Origin of the sequence: Pseudomonas sp. LTGT-11-2Z (genome assembly GCF_003691445.1) — a bacterium.
GTDB lineage: Bacteria > Pseudomonadota > Gammaproteobacteria > Pseudomonadales > Pseudomonadaceae > Aquipseudomonas > Aquipseudomonas monteilii.
In genome coordinates, this window is record NZ_CP033104.1 from 2578219 (window position 1) to 2600545 (window position 22327).

19 protein-coding genes are annotated in these 22327 nt (G+C 61.8%); 9 read left to right on the forward strand and 10 right to left on the reverse strand.

All coding sequences use genetic code 11. The features are described from left to right. Window positions 1–27 precede the first annotated feature (27 nt). Window positions 28–384 (reverse strand): metalloregulator ArsR/SmtB family transcription factor, encoded by a 357-nt coding sequence (locus D8767_RS12095; protein ID WP_016711236.1) that lies wholly within the window; start codon window positions 382–384, stop codon window positions 28–30. A 395-nt stretch (window positions 385–779) separates the two neighbouring features. On the opposite strand from D8767_RS12095, the gene D8767_RS12100 reads away from it, so the two are divergent. Beyond that, entirely contained in the window at window positions 780–1442 is a 663-nt protein-coding gene (locus D8767_RS12100; RefSeq protein ID WP_016711235.1) for an HD domain-containing protein, read from the forward strand. A 452-nt stretch (window positions 1443–1894) separates the two neighbouring features. Here the strand turns inward: D8767_RS12100 and D8767_RS12105 are convergent, their stop codons facing one another. Then, window positions 1895–2617 (reverse strand): FadR/GntR family transcriptional regulator, encoded by a 723-nt coding sequence (locus D8767_RS12105; RefSeq protein ID WP_016711234.1) that lies wholly within the window; start codon window positions 2615–2617, stop codon window positions 1895–1897. 415 nt (window positions 2618–3032) lie between these two features. Continuing rightward, complete coding sequence (locus D8767_RS12110) at window positions 3033–4766, reverse strand: IlvD/Edd family dehydratase (RefSeq protein WP_063977621.1); 1734 nt, start codon at window positions 4764–4766, stop codon at window positions 3033–3035. A gap of 185 nt (window positions 4767–4951) precedes the next feature. On the opposite strand from D8767_RS12110, the gene D8767_RS12115 reads away from it, so the two are divergent. The 4 genes from D8767_RS12115 to D8767_RS12135 all read left to right on the forward strand — a co-directional run bounded on the left by D8767_RS12115 (window position 4952) and on the right by D8767_RS12135 (window position 11578). Continuing rightward, window positions 4952–6247 carry an MFS transporter gene (locus D8767_RS12115; RefSeq protein WP_016711232.1) on the forward strand — a complete coding sequence of 432 codons (1296 nt, stop codon included), beginning with the start codon at window positions 4952–4954 and terminating at the stop codon, window positions 6245–6247. 40 nt (window positions 6248–6287) lie between these two features. After that, on the forward strand, window positions 6288–7277 hold the full coding sequence (araD1, locus tag D8767_RS12120) for an AraD1 family protein (RefSeq protein ID WP_016711231.1): 990 nt from the start codon (window positions 6288–6290) through the stop codon (window positions 7275–7277). A gap of 89 nt (window positions 7278–7366) precedes the next feature. Further along, window positions 7367–8941 (forward strand): aldehyde dehydrogenase (NADP(+)), encoded by a 1575-nt coding sequence (locus tag D8767_RS12125; protein WP_016711230.1) that lies wholly within the window; start codon window positions 7367–7369, stop codon window positions 8939–8941. A 513-nt stretch (window positions 8942–9454) separates the two neighbouring features. Then, entirely contained in the window at window positions 9455–11578 is a 2124-nt protein-coding gene (locus tag D8767_RS12135) for a PAS domain-containing sensor histidine kinase (protein ID WP_016711228.1), read from the forward strand. An 8-nt stretch (window positions 11579–11586) separates the two neighbouring features. On the opposite strand, the gene D8767_RS12140 is transcribed toward D8767_RS12135, so the two are convergent. Further along, entirely contained in the window at window positions 11587–12969 is a 1383-nt protein-coding gene (locus D8767_RS12140) for a PLP-dependent aminotransferase family protein (RefSeq protein ID WP_016711227.1), read from the reverse strand. Window positions 12970–13090: 121 nt separating this feature from the next. Here D8767_RS12140 and D8767_RS12145 point away from each other — a divergent pair, with 121 nt between their 5' ends. Further along, the gene (locus tag D8767_RS12145; RefSeq protein ID WP_016711226.1) at window positions 13091–13960 is read left to right on the forward strand and encodes a DMT family transporter; all 870 of its coding nucleotides are present in this window, start codon (window positions 13091–13093) and stop codon (window positions 13958–13960) included. A 66-nt stretch (window positions 13961–14026) separates the two neighbouring features. Here the strand turns inward: D8767_RS12145 and D8767_RS12150 are convergent, their stop codons facing one another. Continuing rightward, window positions 14027–15064, reverse strand: a complete 1038-nt coding sequence (locus D8767_RS12150) for a sensor domain-containing diguanylate cyclase (RefSeq protein WP_016711225.1) — start codon at window positions 15062–15064, stop codon at window positions 14027–14029. A gap of 212 nt (window positions 15065–15276) precedes the next feature. On the opposite strand from D8767_RS12150, the gene glsB reads away from it, so the two are divergent. Further along, entirely contained in the window at window positions 15277–16185 is a 909-nt protein-coding gene (gene glsB / locus D8767_RS12155) for a glutaminase B (protein ID WP_016711224.1), read from the forward strand. A gap of 142 nt (window positions 16186–16327) precedes the next feature. Beyond that, window positions 16328–16783: an anti-virulence regulator CigR family protein gene (locus tag D8767_RS12160; RefSeq protein WP_016711223.1), complete on the forward strand. Its 456-nt coding sequence runs from the start codon at window positions 16328–16330 to the stop codon at window positions 16781–16783. A 29-nt stretch (window positions 16784–16812) separates the two neighbouring features. Here D8767_RS12160 and D8767_RS12165 read toward each other — a convergent pair whose 3' ends face one another. The 5 genes from D8767_RS12165 to D8767_RS12185 all read right to left on the reverse strand — a co-directional run bounded on the left by D8767_RS12165 (window position 16813) and on the right by D8767_RS12185 (window position 21430). Beyond that, window positions 16813–17577 (reverse strand): hypothetical protein, encoded by a 765-nt coding sequence (locus D8767_RS12165; protein ID WP_016711222.1) that lies wholly within the window; start codon window positions 17575–17577, stop codon window positions 16813–16815. A 64-nt stretch (window positions 17578–17641) separates the two neighbouring features. After that, a complete protein-coding gene (locus D8767_RS12170; protein WP_016711221.1) occupies window positions 17642–18919 on the reverse strand; it encodes a bifunctional O-acetylhomoserine aminocarboxypropyltransferase/cysteine synthase in 1278 nt (425 codons plus the stop codon). 284 nt (window positions 18920–19203) lie between these two features. Next, window positions 19204–19974, reverse strand: a complete 771-nt coding sequence (locus D8767_RS12175) for an SDR family NAD(P)-dependent oxidoreductase (protein WP_016711220.1) — start codon at window positions 19972–19974, stop codon at window positions 19204–19206. Window positions 19975–20094: 120 nt separating this feature from the next. Continuing rightward, window positions 20095–21126, reverse strand: coding sequence for a 5'-nucleotidase (locus D8767_RS12180; RefSeq protein ID WP_016711219.1), 1032 nt, complete (start codon window positions 21124–21126; stop codon window positions 20095–20097). A 58-nt stretch (window positions 21127–21184) separates the two neighbouring features. Next, the gene (locus tag D8767_RS12185) at window positions 21185–21430 is read right to left on the reverse strand and encodes a hypothetical protein (protein ID WP_016711218.1); all 246 of its coding nucleotides are present in this window, start codon (window positions 21428–21430) and stop codon (window positions 21185–21187) included. A 409-nt stretch (window positions 21431–21839) separates the two neighbouring features. Here D8767_RS12185 and D8767_RS12190 point away from each other — a divergent pair, with 409 nt between their 5' ends. Beyond that, window positions 21840–22325 (forward strand): hypothetical protein, encoded by a 486-nt coding sequence (locus D8767_RS12190; RefSeq protein ID WP_016711217.1) that lies wholly within the window; start codon window positions 21840–21842, stop codon window positions 22323–22325. The last annotated feature ends 2 nt before the right edge of the window (window positions 22326–22327 follow it).

Here is a 22327-nt window from a genome sequence, read left to right on the forward strand (position 1 = left end):
CTACAACTCAATCAGCGAAGGGAAGTCTCAAGCACAGGCAACAGGGCTCTGCGGCCGCTCGCCCATTTCGGCAAGGCGCAATGCATCGGGGCTCAACCATTCCTGGTTGGCATCGACCACTCCCTTCAGCATCGCGTCCACCCACTGAGGCAGTTCGGGATGCAGTCGGTAGTACACCCATTGACCCTTGCGGCGATCCATCAGGATTCCAGCCTCGCGCAACTGGGCAAGATGCCGGGAGATCTTCGGCTGGCTCAGCTCCAGCGCGTGGGTAAGTTCGCAGACACAGAGTTCGCCTTCACGGGCGATCAGCAGGGTCATCCGGGCCCGGGTGTCATCAGCCAGGCATTTGAAAACGATGGGGGGATTCAGTGTTTCCCGCATGTGACCTCCTGGGGAATGCGTGTACGGCAATATCTGGATGTCCGAATATATGCTTATTCAAATATTCGGTAAAGCAGATATCTATAATTGCCGCGCCTTACGGGACGTCACTGCGGCCTACGAAAGATGTCGAACTGAATCGCCGTTGCAGTTGTGCTATCACCCAATCAGGAAATGGATCGGGATCGAGCCTCTGATGCGGCCTTGATCGCAAGGCTTGAAAGGTAGCGGGTACCTTATTGGTTTTGCTGCGCAAGCCTGGTCCAGCCATCCCGCATGCCAGCGAACACGTTCAAGATTGGGCATACCAGACGCACCATGCGGTTCGCCTTGTCTGCAAACTGATGAGGGAGTGTCAAATTGATGTCTCACGATGACAGTGGAACGTACCCACGATGACTAACGAAGCTTTTGCCCCTTTCCAGCATTTGGCCGCTGACTTACTGAAGCATTTACCCGCTGACCACTCAGACGGCTCCCACGACCTGTCCCACATCCATCGCGTGTGGGTCAACGCGCAACGGATACAGCATGTAGAAGGCGGCGACCTGGAAGTGCTGCTTGCAGCGGTTCTGCTGCATGACTGTGTCGCAGTAGAAAAGAACTCGCCCTTGCGCGGGCAGGCGTCAACGCTGTCGGCACAGAAGGCGACGTCAATCCTGGCTGACATGGGATGGCCCACGCAGCGCATCGACCAAGTGGCGCATGCAGTCAAAACCCACAGCTACTCGGCAGGCATCGAACCACTCACCCTTGAGGCCAGAATTCTCCAGGACAGTGATCGCCTGGACGCCATCGGTGCAGTGGGTATCGCCCGGTGCTTTTACGTATCCGGGCGCACGGGGGCGGCGCTGTACGATTTCGAGAACCCCGCTGCACTGGGTCGGGAATATCAGGACACGACTTATGCGATCGAGCACTTCCATACCAAGCTGCTCAAGCTTGCTTCAGGCTTTAAAACCTGTGAAGGCGCTCGCCTTGCGGCTGAGCGGCATGCGCGGGTTGAGGCGTATCTTGCGGACTTCATGGAGGAGGTCGGAACTGGGGGATATGGCTAGACGTGCGTGAGTTCCTGTGGATTTTGATGTGCCTCTGGAACGTGCTTGCTCCACGGCCTTGTAGACGGCGTCATGGTTTTCCAGAAAGGCCATTTCCTTCAGTTTTATCTTGAGCGACGAGATTTTCTTCACTGAGCTCACAAAATCTTGAGATCTGACGATTACGCCGACTTTTTCTTCAGTTTCCAGAGGGCTTTCGGGGATTGATCAGTGGCCTGCATGCGCCTGCCTTGAGTCGTGTGGGGCTGCTGACATCTAGCGCCGCCCTCACGGCGCTTCGCGGGGCAAACTCGCTCCCACATTTGTTGCAACGTGCCGAACATGACAGGCCTCGAAACTGACCCGCGCCGGAAGTCTTCGTGCAGAAGATTGCCTGCTACAAGGACCGCCAGCGCCCATCGATCCATCCCACGCGTGGGGAGCCGCCGATCCCGTGGGCTACAGGTTGAATTTCAACTCGTAGGGTCTTGCCCCAACACCTTGCTCAACGCCACGCGTGCATCTTCAAGCTGTACCAGCGATGCATGCCGCGCCCCGAGCGCGTCGCCGTTCTGGATAGCCGTAAGAATCGCCTTGTGCCGGGGCAGGGCGAGCTGATCAAAGTTCGGCCGCTGGTTGGAATAGCGCACCGATTCGCGCAGGGCCATCGACAGCATGTTGCACAGGTAGGCCAGCAAGTCGTTGTGGGTGGCGTCGGCGATGCGGGCGTGGAAGTCCAGGTCGGGTTGCAGGCGCTCTTCATGGGTGCGCGCGGCTTCCATGCGCTGGTAGGCCTCGCCGATCGACTCGACATCCTCGGCAGTGGCGTTGGTGGCGGCCAGTGCGGCGGCGGCGGGTTCGATGACCCAGCGTACGCTGGACAAGGTGTTGAAGAAGTCTTTCTGCGGGGTGGCCTGCATCAGCCAGTGCAGCACGTCGGGGTCGAGCATGTGCCAGTCATGGCGGGGCCGCACCAGGGTGCCGACTCGCGGGCGAGCTTCGACCAGGCCCTTGGCGGTAAGGGCGCGCATCGCTTCGCGAAACACCGGCCGGCTGATCGCGTAGCTTTCGCACAGGCTGGCTTCGGAGGGCAGCTTTTGCCCAGGTGCGAGTTGGCCGGATACGATTTGCAGGCCGAGGTCCTGGACCAGGGTGGCATGCATGCTTTTGCGCGTGGTGGGCTGGCGGTAGTTCATGTGGGGCGCGGGTGGTCCTTCGGGCGGGGTGGGCATCATAGCATTAGTGGTTGAGTGGCGGCCTTTGTTCGGGGGGGCGCTGTTTTGAGATGTTTGGGCGGCAGGTGGTTCGACGTGGCATGTGCAGCGCAGATGAGATCGAGCGCCGCCCGCGCGGCGCATCGCGAGCTGCGCTCGCTCCTACGTTTGTTTCGGGCCAGTAACGCCTGTGACAGGCGCGCGCGACCGCCTTATTTGTACGACGTGATATCGAGCCATGCGCCAAGGCGTACGCGCGCAAATCCCACAGGACTAATTGGCCCGAAACAAACGTAGGAGCGAGCGCAGCTCGCGATGCGCCGCGCGGACGGCGCTCGATCTCACAGGCGCAAAGCATCCACAGCCAAACCCTTTGAAGCCCCCACCACCCTCAGCCTCAGTGTGAATGCTTGGGCACTGCCGCTCCGCGGCAACCGACCAGGAAGTCGAAGTCGCACCCTTCATCAGCCTGCATCACGTGGTCCAGGTACAGCTTCGCATAACCGCCGCTGATCAACTGTGGCGGGGTTTGCAGGTCGGCCAGGCGGCCGGCCAGTTCCTCGGCGGAAATGTCCAGGTGCAGCCGGCCTTCCTTGCAATCCAGCTCGATCCAGTCACCTTCGCGTACCACTGCCAATGGCCCGCCCGCCGCCGCCTCGGGCGCGACGTGCAGCACCACGGTGCCGTAGGCGGTGCCGCTCATGCGGGCGTCGGAAATACGCACCATGTCGGTCACGCCCTGGGCCAGCAGCTTGGCGGGCAAACCCATGTTGCCGACCTCGGCCATGCCCGGGTAGCCCTTGGGCCCGCAGTACTTCATCACCAGCACCGAGTTGGCGTCCACCTCCAGCTCAGGGTCGTTGATGCGTGCCTTGTAGTCCTCGAAGTTTTCAAACACTACGGCGCGGCCACGGTGCTGCATCAGTGCCGGTGTTGCCGCCGATGGCTTGAGTACCGCGCCCTTGGGCGCCAGGTTGCCGCGCAGGATGCAGATGCCGCCATCGGCCACCAGCGGTTTGTCGATCGGGCGGATGACTTCTTCGTCATACAGCGGCGCGGCCTGGCAGTTGTCCCACAGGCTCTTGCCATTGGCGGTCAGCGCGGTTGGGTTGGGCAGCAGGCCATGTTCGCCCAGGCGGCGGATGACCGCCGGCAGGCCGCCAGCGTAGTAGAACTCTTCCATCAGGAAGCGGCCCGAGGGCTGCAGGTCGACCAAGGTCGGGGTGCCACGGCCGACGCGGGTCCAGTCTTCCAGTTGCAGGTCTACGCCAATGCGCCCGGCAATCGCCTTCAGGTGGATCACGGCGTTGGTCGAACCACCAATGGCGGCGTTGACGCGGATGGCGTTCTCAAAAGCTTCGCGGGTGAGGATCTTCGACAGGCGCAGGTCTTCGCGGACCATGTCGACAATGCGCATGCCCGACAGGTGGGCGAGTACATAGCGCCGTGAATCCACCGCCGGGATGGCGGCGTTGTGCGGCAGCGAAGTGCCCAGCGCCTCGGCCATGCAGGCCATGGTCGACGCGGTGCCCATGGTGTTGCAGGTGCCCGCCGAGCGCGACATGCCGGCCTCGGCCGAGAGGAACTCGTTGAGGTCGATCTGGCCGGCTTTATAGGCCTCGTGCATCTGCCAGACGATGGTGCCGGCGCCAATGTCCTTGCCTTTGTGCTTGCCGTTGAGCATCGGCCCACCGGTGACCACGATCGCTGGCACGTCGCAGCTCGCAGCGCCCATCAGCAGCGCCGGGGTGGTCTTGTCGCAGCCGGTCAGCAGCACCACGGCGTCTACCGGGTTGCCGCGAATCGCTTCTTCCACATCCATGCTCGCCAGGTTGCGGGTGAGCATGGCAGTGGGGCGCAGGTTGGACTCGCCGCTGGAGAACACCGGGAACTCCACCGGGAAGCCGCCAGCCTCCAGCACGCCCTTTTTTACGTGCTCGGCAATCTTGCGGAAGTGGGCGTTGCACGGGGTCAGCTCCGACCAGGTGTTGCAGATGCCGATGATCGGCTTGCCCTGGAATTCGTGGTCCGGGATGCCCTGGTTCTTCATCCAGCTGCGGTACATGAAGCCGTTCTTGTCGGCGGTACCAAACCATTGGGCAGAGCGCAGGGGGTGTTGTTTATCAGACATGGCGGGACACCTAATTAGTATTACTAATTGTCGTTATGTGGCTGACTCTACCGGCTAAAAAGGCATCTGTGAAGGCTTGTTGTTCTAAATAGTAATACTATATGATCGTTTCGCCAGGTTGGAGGTCTGCCATAAAGCCCCGGCCAGGTGCTGTGCCCATTACAAGAACAATTGGAGACATCGCCATGATTCAGGAGCAGCGGCTCGTCCGCCTGATCACACTGAAACTCATCCCTTTTCTGGTTCTGCTTTACCTGGTGGCCTATGTCGATCGCTCGGCGGTGGGCTTTGCCAAGCTGCACATGGGCGCCGACATCGGCCTGGGTGACGCTGCCTATGGCCTTGGCGCCGGGCTGTTCTTCATCGGTTATTTTCTGTTCGAGGTGCCGAGCAACCTGTTGCTCGACCGCTTTGGCGCACGTCGTTGGTTCGCCCGCATCCTGGTAACCTGGGGCGCGATCACCGTTGGCATGGCGTTTGTCACCGGGCCTAACGGCTTCTACGTGATGCGTTTCTTGCTGGGCGCCGCCGAGGCGGGCTTCTTCCCTGGCGTGCTGTACTACATCACCCAGTGGTACCCGGTGCGCCATCGCGGCAAGGTCCTGGGCTTCTTCATTCTCTCGCAGCCACTGGCCATGCTGATCACCGGGCCGTTGTCCGGCGCGCTGTTGGGGCTTGAGGGCATCTACGGCCTGCATGGCTGGCAGTGGCTGTTCATCTGCATCGGCACGCCGGCGGTGTTGTTGGCATGGCCCACACTGCGCCTGCTACCGGACGGGCCTGCCAAGGTGCGCTGGCTCAGCGACGAGCAACGCAACTGGCTGCAGGAGCAGTTGGCCAACGACCTGCGCGAGTTCGGCCAGACCCGTCATGGCAACCCGCTGCATGCCCTGAAAGATGGCCGGGTGCTGTTGCTGGCGCTGTTCTACTTGCCGATGACCCTGAGCATTTATGGCCTGGGCCTGTGGCTGCCCACGCTGATCCACCAGTTTGGCGGCAGTGACCTGGTCACCGGTTTTGTCTCGGCGGTGCCCTACCTGTTCGGCATCATCGGCCTGCTGATCGTGCCGCGCAGCTCCGACCGCCTGAACGATCGCTACGGCCACCTTGGCCTGCTGTACGCACTGGGTGCCATCGGCCTGTTCTTCAGCGCCTGGCTGACCATGCCTGTGCTGCAGTTGGCCGCGCTGTGCCTGGTGGCGTTCGCGCTGTTCTCCTGCACGGCCATCTTCTGGACGCTGCCGGGGCGGTTCTTCTCCGGTGCCAGCGCGGCGGCGGGCATCGCCTTGATCAACTCGATCGGCAACCTCGGCGGCTACCTTGGCCCGTTCGGCATCGGCGCGCTCAAGGAATACACCGGGCAGCTGTCGTCGGGCCTGTATTTTCTGGCGCTGGTGATGCTGTGCGGGGTGTTGCTCACGGGCGTGGTCTACAACCGCCTGGAGCGCCGCCAGCGCCTGGCTTCCACGCGGGCGGCCTAGGCCTCCCGCTAATCCTTGCAACCGATAAGCGAGCACAAGCATGCGACTGATTCAATTCGAAACCGCTGGCGGCCAGCGCCGTGTGGGCGTGGTGGAAGGCGAGTACGCCCTTGAAGTATTGGGCGCCAACAGCACACGTGAACTGGCGTTGCAGGCCATTGCCGCCGGCCGTGACCTGGCCAGCGAAGTACAGGCCGCAGGCCTGGGCGAGCGCCACGACTACTTGGCCCTGTTGGCCGAAGGCCGTGTGTTGCCACCGCTGGACCATCCGGACCCGGCTCACTGCCTGGTGACCGGTACCGGGCTTACCCATCTGGGCAGCGCCGCCACGCGCGACAAGATGCACCAGCAGCAAGCCGAAGGTGCCGTGACCGACAGTATGCGCATGTTCCAGTGGGGCCTGGAGGGCGGGCGACCGCCAGCGGGTGAAGAGGGGGCGCAGCCGGAGTGGTTCTACAAAGGCGATGGCGGCATCGTCGTGCGCCCCGGCGCCGACCTGCCGCTGCCGGCCTTTGCCGAAGATGCGGGCGAGGAGCCAGAGCTGGTCGGGCTGTACCTGATCGGTGCCGACGGCACGCCTTACCGCCTCGGCTACGCCCTGGGCAACGAGTTCTCCGACCATGTCATGGAACGGCGCAATTACCTGTACCTGGCACACTCCAAGCTGCGCGCCTGCAGCTTCGGCCCAGAGCTGCGCCTGGGTGCTTTACCGGCCCATCTGGAAGGCACCAGCCGCATCTTGCGAGATGGCCAGGAACTGTGGAGCAAGCCGTTTCTTTCGGGCGAGCAGAACATGTGCCACAGCTTCGAGAACCTTGAGTTCCATCATTTCAAGTACGCCCAGTTCCTGCGTGCTGGCGATATCCATGTGCATTATTTTGGCACCGCCACGCTGTCGTTTGCCGACGGCATCCAGGCCCGCCCGGGCGATACCTTCGAGGTCAGCCTTGACGCCTTTGGCCAGCCGCTGCGCAACGGCATTGCAGCAGCGTCCGGGCAGGTTCGCCCGGGCCTGGTGAAAAGCCTTTGAACGAGTCGCCGGTCAGTCAATGAAGCTGGGATCGCTGACCGACTGCCATGCGCCCTTGCGCCCTCTTTCTTTTGTTACAGGAGTCAACCATGTCTGGAAGCAACTTCATTGGCGGCCAGCGCAGTGCTGCCGGCAGTGTGCGCCTGCACAGCCTCGATGCGCGCACCGGCGAAGCATTGCCTATAGCCTTTGCCCAGGCCACCCCTGAGGAAGTGGCTGCCGCGGCACAGGCCGCCGAAGCGGCATTTGCCGAGTACAACGCCTTGGTGCCAGAGCGCCGCGCGCAGTTTCTTGATGCCATTGCCGACCAGCTGGATGCGCTGGACGATACCTTCGTCGCCACCGTGTGCCGCGAGACCGCGTTGCCGGCTGGGCGCATTCAGGGCGAGCGTGGCCGTACCAGCAACCAGATGCGCCTGTTCGCCAAGGTGCTGCGCCGTGGCGACTACCTGGGGGCGCGCATTGATCGCGCGCAGCCACAGCGCCAACCGCTGCCACGCCCTGACCTGCGCCAGTACCGTACCGGTGTTGGTCCGGTGGCCGTGTTCGGCGCCAGCAACTTCCCACTGGCCTTCTCCACCGCCGGCGGTGACACCGCAGCAGCGCTGGCTGCCGGCTGCCCGGTCGTGGTCAAGGCGCACAGCGGCCATATGGCCACTGCCGAGCGGGTGGCCGAGGCCGTCGAGCGTGCAGCGGTAGCCACCGGCATGCCAGCTGGTGTGTTCAACATGATCTACGGTGCCGGTGTCGGCGAAGCGCTGGTACGCCACCCGGCGATCCAGGCCGTGGGCTTTACCGGTTCGCTCAAGGGAGGCCGTGCCCTGTGCGACCTGGCGGCGGCGCGCCCGCAACCGATCCCGGTGTTCGCTGAAATGAGCAGCATCAACCCGGTGCTGGTGTTGCCCGCGGCGTTGCAGGCCCGTGGCGACCAGGTGGCCAAGGAACTGGCCGCCTCGGTGGTGCTGGGTTGCGGGCAGTTCTGCACCAACCCCGGGCTGGTCATCGGCATCGCTGGCGAAGCGTTCAGCGCCTTCGTTGCGGTACTGGGCGCGCAACTGGCAGACCAGCCCGCGCAGACCATGCTCAATGCCGGTACCTTGCGCAGTTATGCCAGCGGTGTGCAGCGCCTGCACCAGCACCCGGGCGTACGCCACCTGGCCGGCGCCGAACAGGCCGGCGACCAGGCCCACGCCCAGCTGTTCCAGGCCGATGTGAGCCTGCTGCTCAACGGCGATGCGTTGCTTCAGGAGGAGGTATTCGGGCCTGCCACGGTGGTGGTCGAAGTGGCCGACGAAGCCGACCTGCGCCGCGCTCTGCAAGCCCTGCACGGGCAACTGACCGCCACCCTCATTGCCGAGCCGGAAGACTTCCAGCGCTTTGCTGCGCTGGTGCCGGTTCTGCAGCGCAAGGCGGGGCGCCTGTTGGTCAACGGCTACCCGACCGGTGTCGAAGTATGCGATGCGATGGTACATGGCGGGCCTTACCCAGCCACTTCCGATGCCCGCGGTACCTCAGTCGGCACCCTGGCCATCGACCGGTTCCTGCGCCCGGTGTGCTACCAGGACTACCCGGACGCGCTGCTGCCCGATGCCCTGAAAAACGCTAACCCACTAGGCCTGCAGCGGTTGGTAGACGGTCAACACAGCCGTGAGGCGCTTGCCTGACGCAGGCGCTATCGCGGTATACCTGTCGGGCCCAGCCCGGCGGGGGGGCGACCGATGAATCACCCTTCGACAGCGATGAAACCTTCACGCCGGAGCAGCTCGACGTTGCTCGGTTTTACCTGGAGTTGCGACACCTCCTGAATCAGAAACCCGCGACACTCCACTGTCTCGTGTGATGGCTGGGGAACCCGGGACGAGGGTACAGCCATCCGGTACACCCAGTGCTCTTCTGCTTGAAGCACGTGATGGCCCAGAAACTGGGCATCGCTAAGCGGCAAGCAGGTTTCTTCCTGCAGCGTCGCATGTTCACCTTCACAGCAAAAGGAAATTGGGGATGAAGGCGATTACTCCACTGTTCACCGGCCTGGCATTTCGCTGAACGGCCCGCGTCCTTGGCGCGGGCCTTTTACGTGTGCCCCAAGGCTCAGCCGTCGCGTGTGACCGGGCAGGCTGTTCAATTCGGTTTCTGTCGCCCGTGAGACTATGATGTGGAGCAAGCGACAGAGGTGAGTCATGGATAAAGATGGGATCGACCCGCTGGGCCCACTGCCAGCAGCAGGTGTGCGGTCTGCGAACGAGGTTGTTACGGAACATTCGTCCGAACAACTGCGTCTGGTGCTGGACGCCGCTGCAGTCGTGGGTACGTGGGTCTGGGATATTCCGAACGACCGGGTAACGGCAGACGAACGTTTCTCCCGGTCCTTCGGCATTCCTGCTCAAAAGTGTGAAGCGGGCATTCCAATCGCCGAAGCCTTCAACTCGATCTACCCGGGTGATCGTGAGCGCGTTTCCCGGGATATCCATGAAGCGATGTCTCGAGGTGGTACGTTCCGTTGTGAATATCGCGTTCGTAACGAAGCCGGGCTGTATCACTGGATCGAGGCCAACGGGCATGCCGAGCTGGATGCCGAAGGGCAGGCCATACGCTTCCCTGGCGTGCTCATGGACATCGAGTCGCGAAGGGCAGCTGAGGCTGAGCGAGACCGCGTATCGGCGTTGTTGCGTACCTTTACTGCCGCAGTGCCTGGGGTTGTGTATGCAAAAGACCTGGAAGGCAGGATGCTCATTGCCAACCATGGGGCAACGCAACTGATCGGCAAACCGCCAGAATTCTACCTGGGCAAGACGGACCTCGAATTCCTCGAAGACAAGGCGCAGGCGCGCCAGGTGATGCAGACCGACCAGCAGATCATGCGTGGCGGCAAGGCTGTGCAGGTCGAGGAGCGGGTCGACATGCCGGACGGTTCTGCAACGACATGGCTCTCCGTCAAGGCCCCCTTGCTCGATGAGGCGGGAAACGTCATAGGGCTCATCGGTTCTTCCATAGACGTTACCGCAAGAAAACAGGCCGAGGCCGCGCTTTTGAACCTCAACCGCACGCTGGAAGAGCGCATCAGCGAAGCCGTGGCCCAGCGTGAGGCCGCGCAAGAGGCGCTGCGCCAATCGCAAAAAATGGAAGCGATAGGCCAGCTCACGGGCGGTATCGCACACGACTTCAATAATCTGCTGGCAGGCATCACCGGCAGCCTGGACCTGGCCAGGCTGCGGGGCAAGCAAGGGCGGTTGGCGGACGTCGAGCGCTACATTGAGGTCGCGCACCGGGCGGCGCACAAGGCGGCGGCCCTGACCCATCGGTTGCTGGCATTTTCACGCCGGCAGCCTTTGCAGGCCACCCGTACCGAGGTCAATGGCCTGATAGGCGGCCTGGAGGACCTTGTGCGGCGCACCGTCGGACCAATGATTCTTCTGAAAGTCGATTTGAAAGCGCAGCTTTCCACCTGCCTGGTAGACCCGGTTCAGGTCGAGAACTCGCTGCTGAACCTCTGCATCAATGCACGGGATGCCATTGGCAAGCGTGCAGGCAATATCACCATCACTACTGCAAACGAGGCCCTTGAGGCAGGCCCGGGCCTGGATGCCGAGCTGCAGCCGGGTTCGTACCTCGCCATCAGTGTGGCGGACAATGGCATGGGAATGTCGGCCGAAACACTGTCGAAAGCGTGCGAGCCGTTCTTCACTACCAAAGCGATGGGCGAAGGCACAGGGCTGGGGTTGTCGATGGTATATGGCTTTGCCAAGCAGTCGGGCGGGCAAGTCAGGATTGCTTCCGAAGAAGGGGCAGGAACCCGGGTGCAGCTTTTTCTGCCAATCGATCAAGGGCAGCCTGAAAACATCGGCCCGGCAGAGACCCACCCCGATTTTTCACCCCAATGGTCTGACCGCAATGTGCTGATTGTGGATGACGAGCCCTCTGTGCGATTGTTTGTCAGTGAAGTGCTCAGCGGTTTGGGGTGCACGGTTATCGAGGCCGCTGATAGCCAGGCCGGGCAGCAACTGCTGGCTTCTGACACTCGCATCGATTTGCTGGTGACTGATATCGGACTGCCGGGAGGGCTCGACGGCCGGGAGATGGCGAAATTCGGGCGACAAACGCGTGTAGGGTTACCGGTCATTTTCATGACCGGTTACGCCAGCCCTTCAGTGTTTGAGGATGAGGTATTGCGCAACGCATCGGCCGTGTTGATCAAGCCATTCGCGATGGAGGATTTGATCGCCAACGTTCACGCGATGTTTGGCGCTCGAATCAATCTGGGCAGGCCTTCGGTAGCGGCTGACCGAGGTAGCGAGATGGATTGATCGGGCCACTAGGCACCCAGTGCCCGTTTCAACACGTCATAGATTCTGGCGTCCCCCGACTGCGCAACGTTGAACCGCAGAAAATCCCCCGCAGTCATGGACTGGCTAAAGGCATTCCCGGGCGCCAGCACTACACCCTCATTCAAACAAGCCCTGGCCAGCGTTGCTGCATCCTTGCCTTGCGGCAGCTGGCACCAGGCGTACAGGCCCGCCTGGGGAATGATCCAGGGCTTGATACCAAGCGCCTGAAGCCTGGCTACCGTTTTGTCCATTTGCTCGGCCAACCGAACGCGCACGCTCTCCATGTGCTTTCGGTACCCGCTATCGGTAATCGCGTGGTGGATGATGTCGGCCGCCAGGCGCCCACCGCCGAAGGTGGTCGCAATCTTGAGGTCGACCAGGCCCTCGATCCATTCACCGCGCGCAGCAATGTAGCCGCAGCGGATTGAAGCGGAAATGGTTTTGGAAAAGCTGCCGATCTGGATGACACGTGAGAGGCCATCGAACGCAGACAGGCGTGGCGCGGGTGTATGTTCGAAGTCGCCGAAAATGTCGTCCTCGACAATCACCAGGTTGTAGGTGTCGGCCAGCTTCAGCAGCCTGTGTGCCGTGACCGGCGACAGGGTGGCCCCGGTCGGGTTGTGGATGCCGGAATTTGTGATGTACAACCGGGGCGCATGCGCGAGCAGGGCAGCGCCGAATGCAGCGATGTCCGGGCCGGTCGGCGTGTAAGGCACGCCCACAACGTTCACCCGGTGTGCTTTCAGCAGTGCGTGAAAGTTGAAATAGCAGGGGTCGTCCACCAGCACCGTGTCGCCCGGCTCCAGCAGAAAACGGCAAATCAGGTCGATGGCATGGGTGCCGGACTCGGTGAGCATGATCTGTTCAAGCGGGGCTTCGACCCCGATGCCTGACAGCCGCCGCGACAAGAACTGCCGGAGCGGTGGATAGCCAAGCGGTGAAGCGTACTCCGTCAGTTTTGACGCGTCAGAACGGGCAACCATGCGAAGCGCTTTACGCACACCCGCTTCGTACATCCAGGAAGGCGGTAGCCACCCGCACCCTGGTTTCAACGCATCGAGGGAGGTTTCAAGTGATTGGCGCGAGATCCACAGCGGGTCGACGACACGATCCAGTTTGGGGCCAAGTTCGGTCAGCGCCAATGGCGCCACTGGCCCTGCGACGTAAAAGCCGGAGCCTGGGCGAGCGCTGAGTACACCCTCGGCCATTAACCGTTCATAGGCCTCAAGCACGGTAGAAACCGACACCTGCATGGTCTGGGCCATGGCGCGGACGGATGGAATTCTTGCGCCGGGGGTGTAGGTGCGAGAGGCGATCCTGGACTGGATCTCGGCCATGACCGTTCGAATTCGCGTGCCGCTGCGTTTCATCGCACCCTCAACTGTGCTGGATTAATATGCATAACAGTTCGGTTTAACTGTATTGGATTGTACATGGCCTGGGTGAGCCCGTCAGTGATGTACTGACGCCTGGCTTATCGAGGAATGAACGATGGAAAGATCAACAAGCGGGTGGATCAATGGCTTCATAGGCGTCGCCATTTTTGCGGGCTCGTTGCCGGCAACCCGCGTGGCCGTGGCGGACTTTGAACCGACGTTTCTGACCTGTGCCAGGGCCACCATTGCCGCCTTGTTGGGTGCGCTGTTCTTGATCGTGCTGCGCCAGCCTCGGCCGAAGCGGGGTGATTTGGCGTCATTGGCGGTAACAGCGCTGGGCGTTGTCATCGGGTTCCCGTTGCTGACGGCACTGGCGCTCCAGCATGTCACCTCTGCCCATTCCATTGTTTTTGTCGGGCTGCTGCCGCTGTGTACCGCTGGGTTTGCCGTTTTGCGGGGCGGTGAGCGGCCTCGGCCGTTGTTCTGGCTGTTCTCGTTCATGGGGGCCGGGCTGGTCGCGGGCTATGCGTTGATGAATGGCGGCGAAGGGTCGTTGGTGGGCGACCTGCTGATGACGGCAGCGGTGGTGGTGTGTGGCTTGGGGTATGCAGAAGGGGCGCGGCTGTCGCGCACATTGGGCGGGTGGCAGGTGATCAGTTGGGCATTACTGGTGGCGTTGCCGTTCATGCTGCTGCTGACGGTCGTTAATTTTCCGGCACCTGATGCCTTTGCCAAGGTAAGTGCGCCGGCGTGGTTCAGCTTTGGCTACGTTTCGCTGTTCAGCATGCTGATTGGCTTTGTGTTCTGGTACCGGGGGCTTGTCCAGGGGGGCATTGCGGCTGTGGGGCAGCTGCAACTGTTTCAGCCGTTCATGGGGCTTGGGCTGGCGGCGTTGCTGCTGCACGAGCAGGTCAGCTGGTTGATGCTGGTGGTGACGCTGGGGGCTGTGATCTGCGTGGCCGGGGCCAGGAAGTACGCCCAATAAGTGATTACGCCTGGGTCGTTGCAAGCAGGGCGAGCATACCGCAACACAGCCCGGATCGTGCTCGTCTCAACAAGGCGGCGCTACATAAACAACCCGATCACGCCCGTTCTGTTTGGCGGTATAGAGCCCCTTATCGGCGCGCTCCAGTGCATCATTCAGCGTTTCACCTTTGGCAAACAGGGTACACCCTATGCTTAGGCTTACCTTCAATTGACCACTGGGCAACTGCATCGCGCCTGCACCCACCTGTTCCCGAATGCGCTCAGCAATCCGCTGCAGCTCTTCGCTGTCCTTGACCTGCAAAATCGCGACGAACTCCTCACCCCCATGGCGCACGAGCAGGTCATCGGGGCGCAGTGCAGCGCGCAGGCGGCGGGCAGTTTCGCACAGCACCTTGTCACCACCGCCATGGCCGTGCTTGTCGTTGATGGCTTTGAAATGATCGAGGTCGGCATAAACCGCCCCCAACTGTAAGCCGTTCACCTCGGCCAAGCGCCGTTCATGTGCTTCAAACGCGGACAACGCGCCGCGGTTCCAGAGTTGTGTCAAAGGGTCGAGCAGGGCTTTGCGCTGCTCGCGATCCATTTCAAGGCGCAGGTCGCGGTTCACCTGTGCCAGGGTGCGCAGCTGCAGATATCCCTCGGCAAGCGTGGCCAGGTCCCTGAAGTTCGCTTGTTGCGCCTCGCTGAGCACGCGTGGCTGGGGGTCGAACATGCACAGCGTACCGATGGCTTTGCCGTTGCCGGCGCGCAACGGGTGGCCGGCGTAAAAGCGGATATAGGGTGCGTTGAGCACGAGCGGATTGTCGACGAATCGCGTATCGCACGTGGCATCGGGGACCATCAACGTATCGTAACCGAGAATGGCGTAGCCGCAGAATGAAACACTGCGCGTCGTCTCACTTGCCTCAAGCCCTATCCGGGCCTTGAACCACTGCCGGTCCTGGTCGATGAGGCTGATAAGCACGGTGTCCACATGGGCCAGGTCCTGGGTGAGCCGTACCAAGGTATCGAGGTAATGCTCGGCGGGTGTATCGACCAGGTTCATGTCATCGAGCGTGCGCTGGCGAAGCACTTCGTCAGCGGGTAGGGGGCAAGCTGGCATCGTTGGTCCTCCATTCCTTGGTTAGCGGCCACTGCACCTGGCGGTTGCACGTTCTGTGCATCGGCGAACCAAGCACAGCATAGGTTAGGGCATCGAGCCATAGGCCACAGGGTAAAGCGGCATTTCTTGCCGAATGTGTGATTTCTTCCGCTCGACCTTCGTCAAGAAGGCTACCCCTTAGCCGTCGTCTGGGGACTGAAACAGGGCTTTCCATGCAAACGCTGTTGAATGAGATTCTTGAAGAAGTACGTCCCTTGATCGGCAAGGGCAAAGTGGCGGACTACATTCCTGCGCTGGCCGATGTGCCGGCGAACCAGTTGGGCATCGCAGTCTACGGCAATGATGGCAGCTATCACTGCGCGGGCGACGCCCTGGTGCCATTTTCGGTGCAGAGTATTTCCAAGGTGTTCAGCCTGGTTCAGGCGATCGGGCACTCGGGTGAAGCCATTTGGGAGCGGCTTGGCCATGAGCCGTCGGGGCAGCCGTTCAACTCGCTGGTACAGCTGGAGTTCGAGCGCGGTCGCCCACGCAACCCCTTCATCAATGCGGGTGCGTTGGTGATCTGTGATATCAACCAGTCGCGCTTTGCAGCACCCACGTTGTCGATGCGCGATTTCGTACGACGGCTCTCGGGCAACCCCCACATCTCGATCGATGCCCGTGTTGCAGATTCTGAATATCAATTCCGCGCGCGCAACGCGGCCATGGCTTACCTGATGCAGTCCTTTGGCAACTTCCATAACGAGGTGGAGGCTGTGCTGCGCAGTTATTTCAGCTACTGCGCGCTGCAAATGAACTGCCTGGATCTGGCCCGGGCGTTCTGCTTCCTGGCCAACGATGGGTTCTGCAAGCACAGCGGTGAGCAGATTCTGACCCGACGCCAGACGCAACAGGTGAACTCGATCATGGCCACCAGCGGACTGTATGACGAAGCAGGGAATTTCGCCTATCGGGTGGGGTTGCCTGGCAAGAGTGGCGTGGGGGGCGGGATTGTGGCGATCGTGCCGGGGCAATTCACGGTGTGCGTGTGGTCGCCGGAGTTGAATGCGGCGGGCAACTCCCTCGCCGGGATGGCGGCGCTGGAGTTGCTGAGTTCGCGGATTGGCTGGTCGGTGTTTTGATCAGTGGGCGGATGCGCAGGGCAACCCCGTAGCCATGCGTGACGAGGCCCGGTTGTGCGGAGTTCGATGTGGGCGAGCAGTGCCGGTTAGCGCTGTTCACCGTCTATAGTTTGGGCAACGCTCATTTGCGAAGGATGCTCCCATGGCCAAAACATCACACCTGACAGCCCTGCTGACTGCGTTGGCAGTGGCATTCGCCGCTGGCCCGACCTTTGCCGACCCAGGTAACGGCAAAGGGCAGGGTCACGGCAAGGCAAAGCATGCTCAAGGCCAGGGCAATGCAGGTAGCCACAAGCAGGGGAAGGGCGGTAACGATTGGCATGGTGGCCCGTCCATCGACCGCGGCGATGTGCTGGCTATTCTTGGCGGTCACCGCAGTTACTGGAGCCCAGGGCCTGCATTGTCGCCCGGCATTCAGAAAAACCTGGCGCGTGGCAAGCCGCTGCCGCCCGGCATCGCCAAGAAGCTGGACGGTCGCTTGCTGGGACAGTTGCCTCACTACGATGGCTATGAGTGGATGCAGGCGGGTGCGGACCTGATACTTGTCGCTGCGGCAACCGGGATTATTTACGAAGTGTTGAACGGGGCGTTCGACTGAGCAGTGCTGAGCCACCCCGCGCAGGCTAGTCAGCGCCGCCGCAATACCGTGGCCAGCCCAACGGTCAGCGCCACGGCGCAGAGCATGGCCAGGCTGATGGCGACGGTAACGCCCCACGTGTCGAGCAATGCTGCCAGCACCAGGTAAAACGCAATTACGCCCACCGCCCCAATCGCATTGCCCCGCACCATGGCCGCCATGCCGGCCCGGCCATTCTGCACATGGGCGAACACCACCAGCGGCCAGGCAATCACTGGAATCGGCGCCAGCATCCCGCTGGTTGCCGGGCCCAGCCAGCTGGCCAGGCGGGTGGTGATCAGCAGCAGGGACGTGGCAGCTACCATTCGCAGCGGGATCTCCCAGTACCGGTGCCGGGGGCGGGCTAGGGTATCGGGTTTGGGCTCGTGACCGCTGGCGCGTATCAGCACACCGATCAGCACCAGCGCCACGGCAATCGACAGGTACAGGTTGCCCCAGTGCGTAAACGCATAGGCAGCCAACCCGTAAAACAGCAAAGCCAGCGGCACGGCCTGGGCGAGGCCGAGCCTGCGTGTGGCCAACAGGTAAAACATATAGGTGGCTTGCACCGCCGCCAGGCCGCCCAGCGCGCCGGGCAATGCGCCCAAGGCGAAGGCTGTGCCCTGTTCCAGGCACAGAAAGGTCATCACTAGCGCGGAGGTGATCGGCAGGCCGGACAGCAGCCCACCCAGCAGGCCGCCCCAGCGCCGCGAGGCAAGGGAAATGGCCCACATCAGCAGGGGCGTGACAATCAGCTTAACGTAGAACAGGGTCATTGCGGGGGTGTCCAGGCTCAGAGAAGGTGCGCCCGCCGTCAGTATTGGGTGGGGCGCGGATGCATTAGGTGCGGCTGGCCTCCAGTGCCTGGGCCAGGTCGGCGATGATGTCGTCACTGTGCTCGATGCCGATCGACAAACGCACCATGTCCCGTGGCACGCCGGCCCTTTCCAGCTCTTCATCGTTGAGCTGGCGGTGGGTGGTGGAGGCGGGGTGGCAGGCCAGCGACTTGGCGTCGCCGATGTTCACCAGGCGCACCACCAGTTGCAGCGCATCGATGAAGCGTGCACCGGCCGCCTGGCCTCCCTTGATGCCAAATGACAAGATCGAAGCGGGCTTGCCACCGGTGTAACGCTGGGCCAGTTCATGCTCGGGGTGGTCCGGCAGCCCGGCATACTTCACCCAGGCCACCTGTTCGTGAGCCTGCAGGTAATGGGCGACCTTCAGGGCGTTTTCGGTGTGGCGTTCCATGCGCAGGGCCAACGTTTCCAGGCCTTGCAGGATCAGGAAGGCGTTGAACGGCGACAGCGCGGCGCCGGTGTTGCGCAACGGCACCACGCGGCAGCGGCCGATGAAGGCGGCGGGGCCAAAGGCCTCGGTATAGGTGACGCCGTGGTAGGAAGGGTCGGGCGTATTGAGCAGGGCGAAACGTTCTTTGTTGTCCGCCCAGGGGAACTTGCCGGAGTCGATGACGATGCCGCCGATGCTGGTGCCGTGGCCGCCGATGTACTTGGTCAGCGAATGCACGACAATGTCCGCACCATGTTCGAATGGGCGGCACAGCACTGGGGTGGCCACGGTGTTGTCGACGATCAGGGGCACACCATGGCGGTGGGCGGCTTCGGCCAGTGCAGCGATATCGACGATATTGCCGGCGGGGTTGCCGATGGACTCGCAGAACACCGCCTTGGTGCGTGGGTCAATCAATGCTTCGAGGCCCGCGATGTCGTCATGGGCGGCGAAGCGGGTATGGATACCCATGCGTGGCAGGGTATGGGCCAGCAAGTTGTAGGTACCACCGTACAGCTTGGCCACCGAGACAATATTGTCGCCGGCCTCGGCGACCGTCTGGATGGTGTAGGTGATGGCTGCCATGCCCGAGGCCACCGCCAGCGCGCCAACCCCGCCTTCGAGGGCGGCCATGCGCTGCTCCAGCACGTCGTTGGTGGGGTTCATGATGCGCGAGTAGATGTTGCCGGCCACCTTCAGGTCGAACAGGTCGGCACCGTGCTGGGTGTCGTCGAAGGCGAAGGAGGTGGTCTGGTAAATGGGTACGGCCACCGCCCGGGTGGTCGGGTCGGGGCTGAAGCCCGCATGGACGGCGAGGGTTTCCAGCTTCATGCAATCGTTCCTTGAGCGTGGGTGGAAGCGTTCGAGCATGCGGTGGTGCGAGGGCGCGGGTCAAGGGCGTCGTGCCGGCGCTCACTGGGTCTGGGCAGATTGTAAAGATAGGCAAAGATTCCCCGGGCCATCATGCCGCCGCTCTAGAATCCGCCCGCTGCCGCACCGGCCCACGGTGGGCGGCAGATCTAGCCTTGTGGAGCGTTCCAATGAAGTCGAAACACCTTTTCCGCGGAACGCACTGCCTCGGCCGGGCTGCAACAGTGCACCCGGCGCGAGTGCACTCACCACACGATCCGCTCGCCGTCCCACCCCCAAAAGCTTCCACTCTCTGCCGGCCCAAGCCGCCCCACCTGCTCGATCACGCACTGTGCGGCAAATGCCGGCTCAAACAGCTTCCCCTCCGGCACGTTCCCTTGAAACGGTCGCGACAGTTCGGTATCGGTGGTTCCCGGATGCAGTGCCAACACGGTAGCCGCAGGGTTGAGGCGTTTCAGCTCGATGCTTGCCGTGTGCAGTAGCTGATTCAGCGCCGCCTTGCTCGCACGATAGCTGTACCAGCCACCCAGTCGGTTGTCGCCGATCGAGCCAACCCTGGCCGACAGCGCTGCAAAGGTTGCGGGCTGTTTGCGCAGCAATGGCAGCAGGTGCTTGAGCAACAAGATGGGGGCGAACGCATTGGTGGCGAAGCTGGCCTGCAAACTGGCGAGGTTCAATTGGCCCAGCGACTTCTCGGCTTTGGCCCCCTCCTTGTGGAGGAGGCCGAGTGTGCTGATCACCAGATGAAGGTGCGTGCAGGCAATGCCCACCTCGCTTGCAAGCGCGGTAAGTGCCAGCTCGTCGCGCGCATCGTAGTCCAGGAGTACCACGCGTTCGCCATGTGCCTGGGCAAGTGCAAGCAGCCCGTCAGCGGCGCTGGCGTGCCGCGCCACGGCCCAGACCCGGCTAACATCGTCGCGGGCCAGCAATGCCGTGCACAGCGCCAGGCCTATGCCTCGGCTTGCACCGCAGACCAACACACTGGCTTTGCCGGTCAGTCCGGGGATCAAAGCCATTGAGCGCGCTTCGTGAGACACTTTTGATCACCCTTGCAGGTTCGTTTCACAGTCCTGCTATTGGAGTTCTGCCTTTCCGGATCCGAGGTTGTGAGGGCTGCGTAGCGCAGCACAGCTAGTCTACGTTGCGGGCAAAATAGTGGCTACTGTCGCATCTTGCGCTGAGTGTTCAGTTTGCACAGTTTCAGCAGGTGCCGTGATTGGGTGAGAAAGCTTCGGCGTCGCGTGCCTGTTGGCCACCCCGAATGGCACATGCACCATTGGCAGATTCCCGGCAGGCGATTGCAAGTGAGTGCGCTGGTCGTCAAAGAACACATGCGGCTTGAGGATCGACAGCACCCTGGGCTTTTCCATCCCGCCTAGAAAGAAGCATTCATCCGGCGACACGCCCCAATCCTTCAAGGTCGTCACCACACGCTCATGCGAGGGTGCGTTGCGCGCCGTGACGATGGCGATGCGCAAAATCCGCTTGTAGTTTGGGTCTTCTGCCAGCTTGCGATCCTCCAGCATGCGAATCAGTGAAAGTTTGCGGTACAAGTCTGCCAAGGGCCCTGGCGAGTGCGGGGTGCCTTTGTGTACGCGCTCATGTTCCTGAAAGTCGTTCAGGTTGTCGTTGCGCTTGTACACGCTCTCTGCCTCGTCATCGGCAATCACGCCATCGAAGTCGAAGGCCACCCGTAGCTCTGTGTCTATTTCATCGTCGTAGATGCGTGTGGGCAGCACCCGCCCAGCCGGGTAGTTGGCGTCGATAGCCTTTTGCACATCTTCTTCGTTGGCACTGAGGAACAGCGAGGCATTGAACGCCGGGATGTATTCATAGGGCGAGCGGCCCGACATGAACGCCGCGCGGGTAATGTCCAGCTGGTAGTGGCTTATCGAGCGAAACACCCGCAGGCCGGTTGCCGGCGAGTTGCGTGAGAGCAATACCACTTCCACTGGCAATTGGTCGGGGAAGGCCTGGTTGATGCTCAGGAAGCGGCGAATGAACGGGAACGCCACTCCCCTGGGAAACGGTTCGTCCAGGTTGTCTTCCTGGTGCTGACGGTAGGCCTCGACCCCTCGGGTCTTGTAGATGTCGTCCGAGACGGTGAGGTCGAACAGCGCACTCGAGGCAACGCCGATGACCAGTTTCTGTTCAATGGGGTAAGGCATGAAGCTGCTCCTGCAAGTGGCCTGGGGCAAGTGTACGCGTACGCTGTGTGTAAAGCCCTCAGGCCTGCGGCGTCAGCCCGAGCAGCACTTGAATCTGGTACTGCAACTGGCTCACATGTTCGCGCTCTGCGCGCAGGGCCGCGTGCAACTTACTGTTCTCCTGTTTGTGAAGGCGGGCGGTTTGCTCCAGTTCACGGTCGCTCTGCAGCAAGTTCCACATCTCGCCTTGGCGGACGGATTGCAGGCATACAAGCAGCAGGGTGATGCCGCAGACGCACAACAGGGAGATTTCCAGCGCTTCCATTTAATGTTTCCTTGGGACGTGGCAACAAGCCGGTAAGCGAGACGATATGTCTATTATTAATACATGTCGATATTGGTGACTTGTACAGGTAAAGGAATGGTGCAGGTTCCGAGGGGCTTGTTGGGTGCGGCAGCCTGCAGGATCAAAGCAATCTGATATCACGCTATGGATGCAGCGCCATTCTGGCAAGGCTTTGCTTGCAATCGGCCTGTTGTTGGCAGAAGAAGGGCAGTTTTGCCCAAATATGGCTGGTTAGTTGACATATACAGGAGGCTTTACGTGGCTTTGAGCAAGCCGGTCAGGCTTCTTAGATGCTGACCAACCACTCAAATGCGCGACGCATCAGTGGATCCGGTGATGCCATTTTGATAGCTTGCCGCCCATTACCGCTGTATCCGGACAGGAATTGATGAACCAGCCACACGAACACAGCACTTTGACCCCGCTCGCGAAGCCGACGGTGGACAAGGTGATCGAAAGCACCGCTCAGGCAGACACTTCGCCTCAGCAGGCCGCTGAGCAAGGCACGTTGCAGGCCAGTATCGATGCACTGAACCAGAAGCTTGTGGCCAGTACCCTGGTCCGGGTGCAGAAGGAAGGGGTTATCCGCAAGCGCCTTGAACAGCACCAGCAGCAACTGGCAGAAGGCAACCTGGCCAGGGAGGGCCTGTCGAACACGGTGACCACGGCGCTGAAGAAGCTCGCACAGGCGACCAACACCCAGGCAGACCGCGTGGACAGCGTGGAGGTGCGGTTGGCCAGCCTGGCCGAACGCCAGTGTGAGTGCGAGAGCCAGCGAGCGAACGGTTGGCCAGCGTACCTGGAGCGTCATGCGGTGTCGTTGGTGGCCTTGGCTGTGGCGGTGTTCACGCTGGGGCTGCACGTGCTTGGTTAATG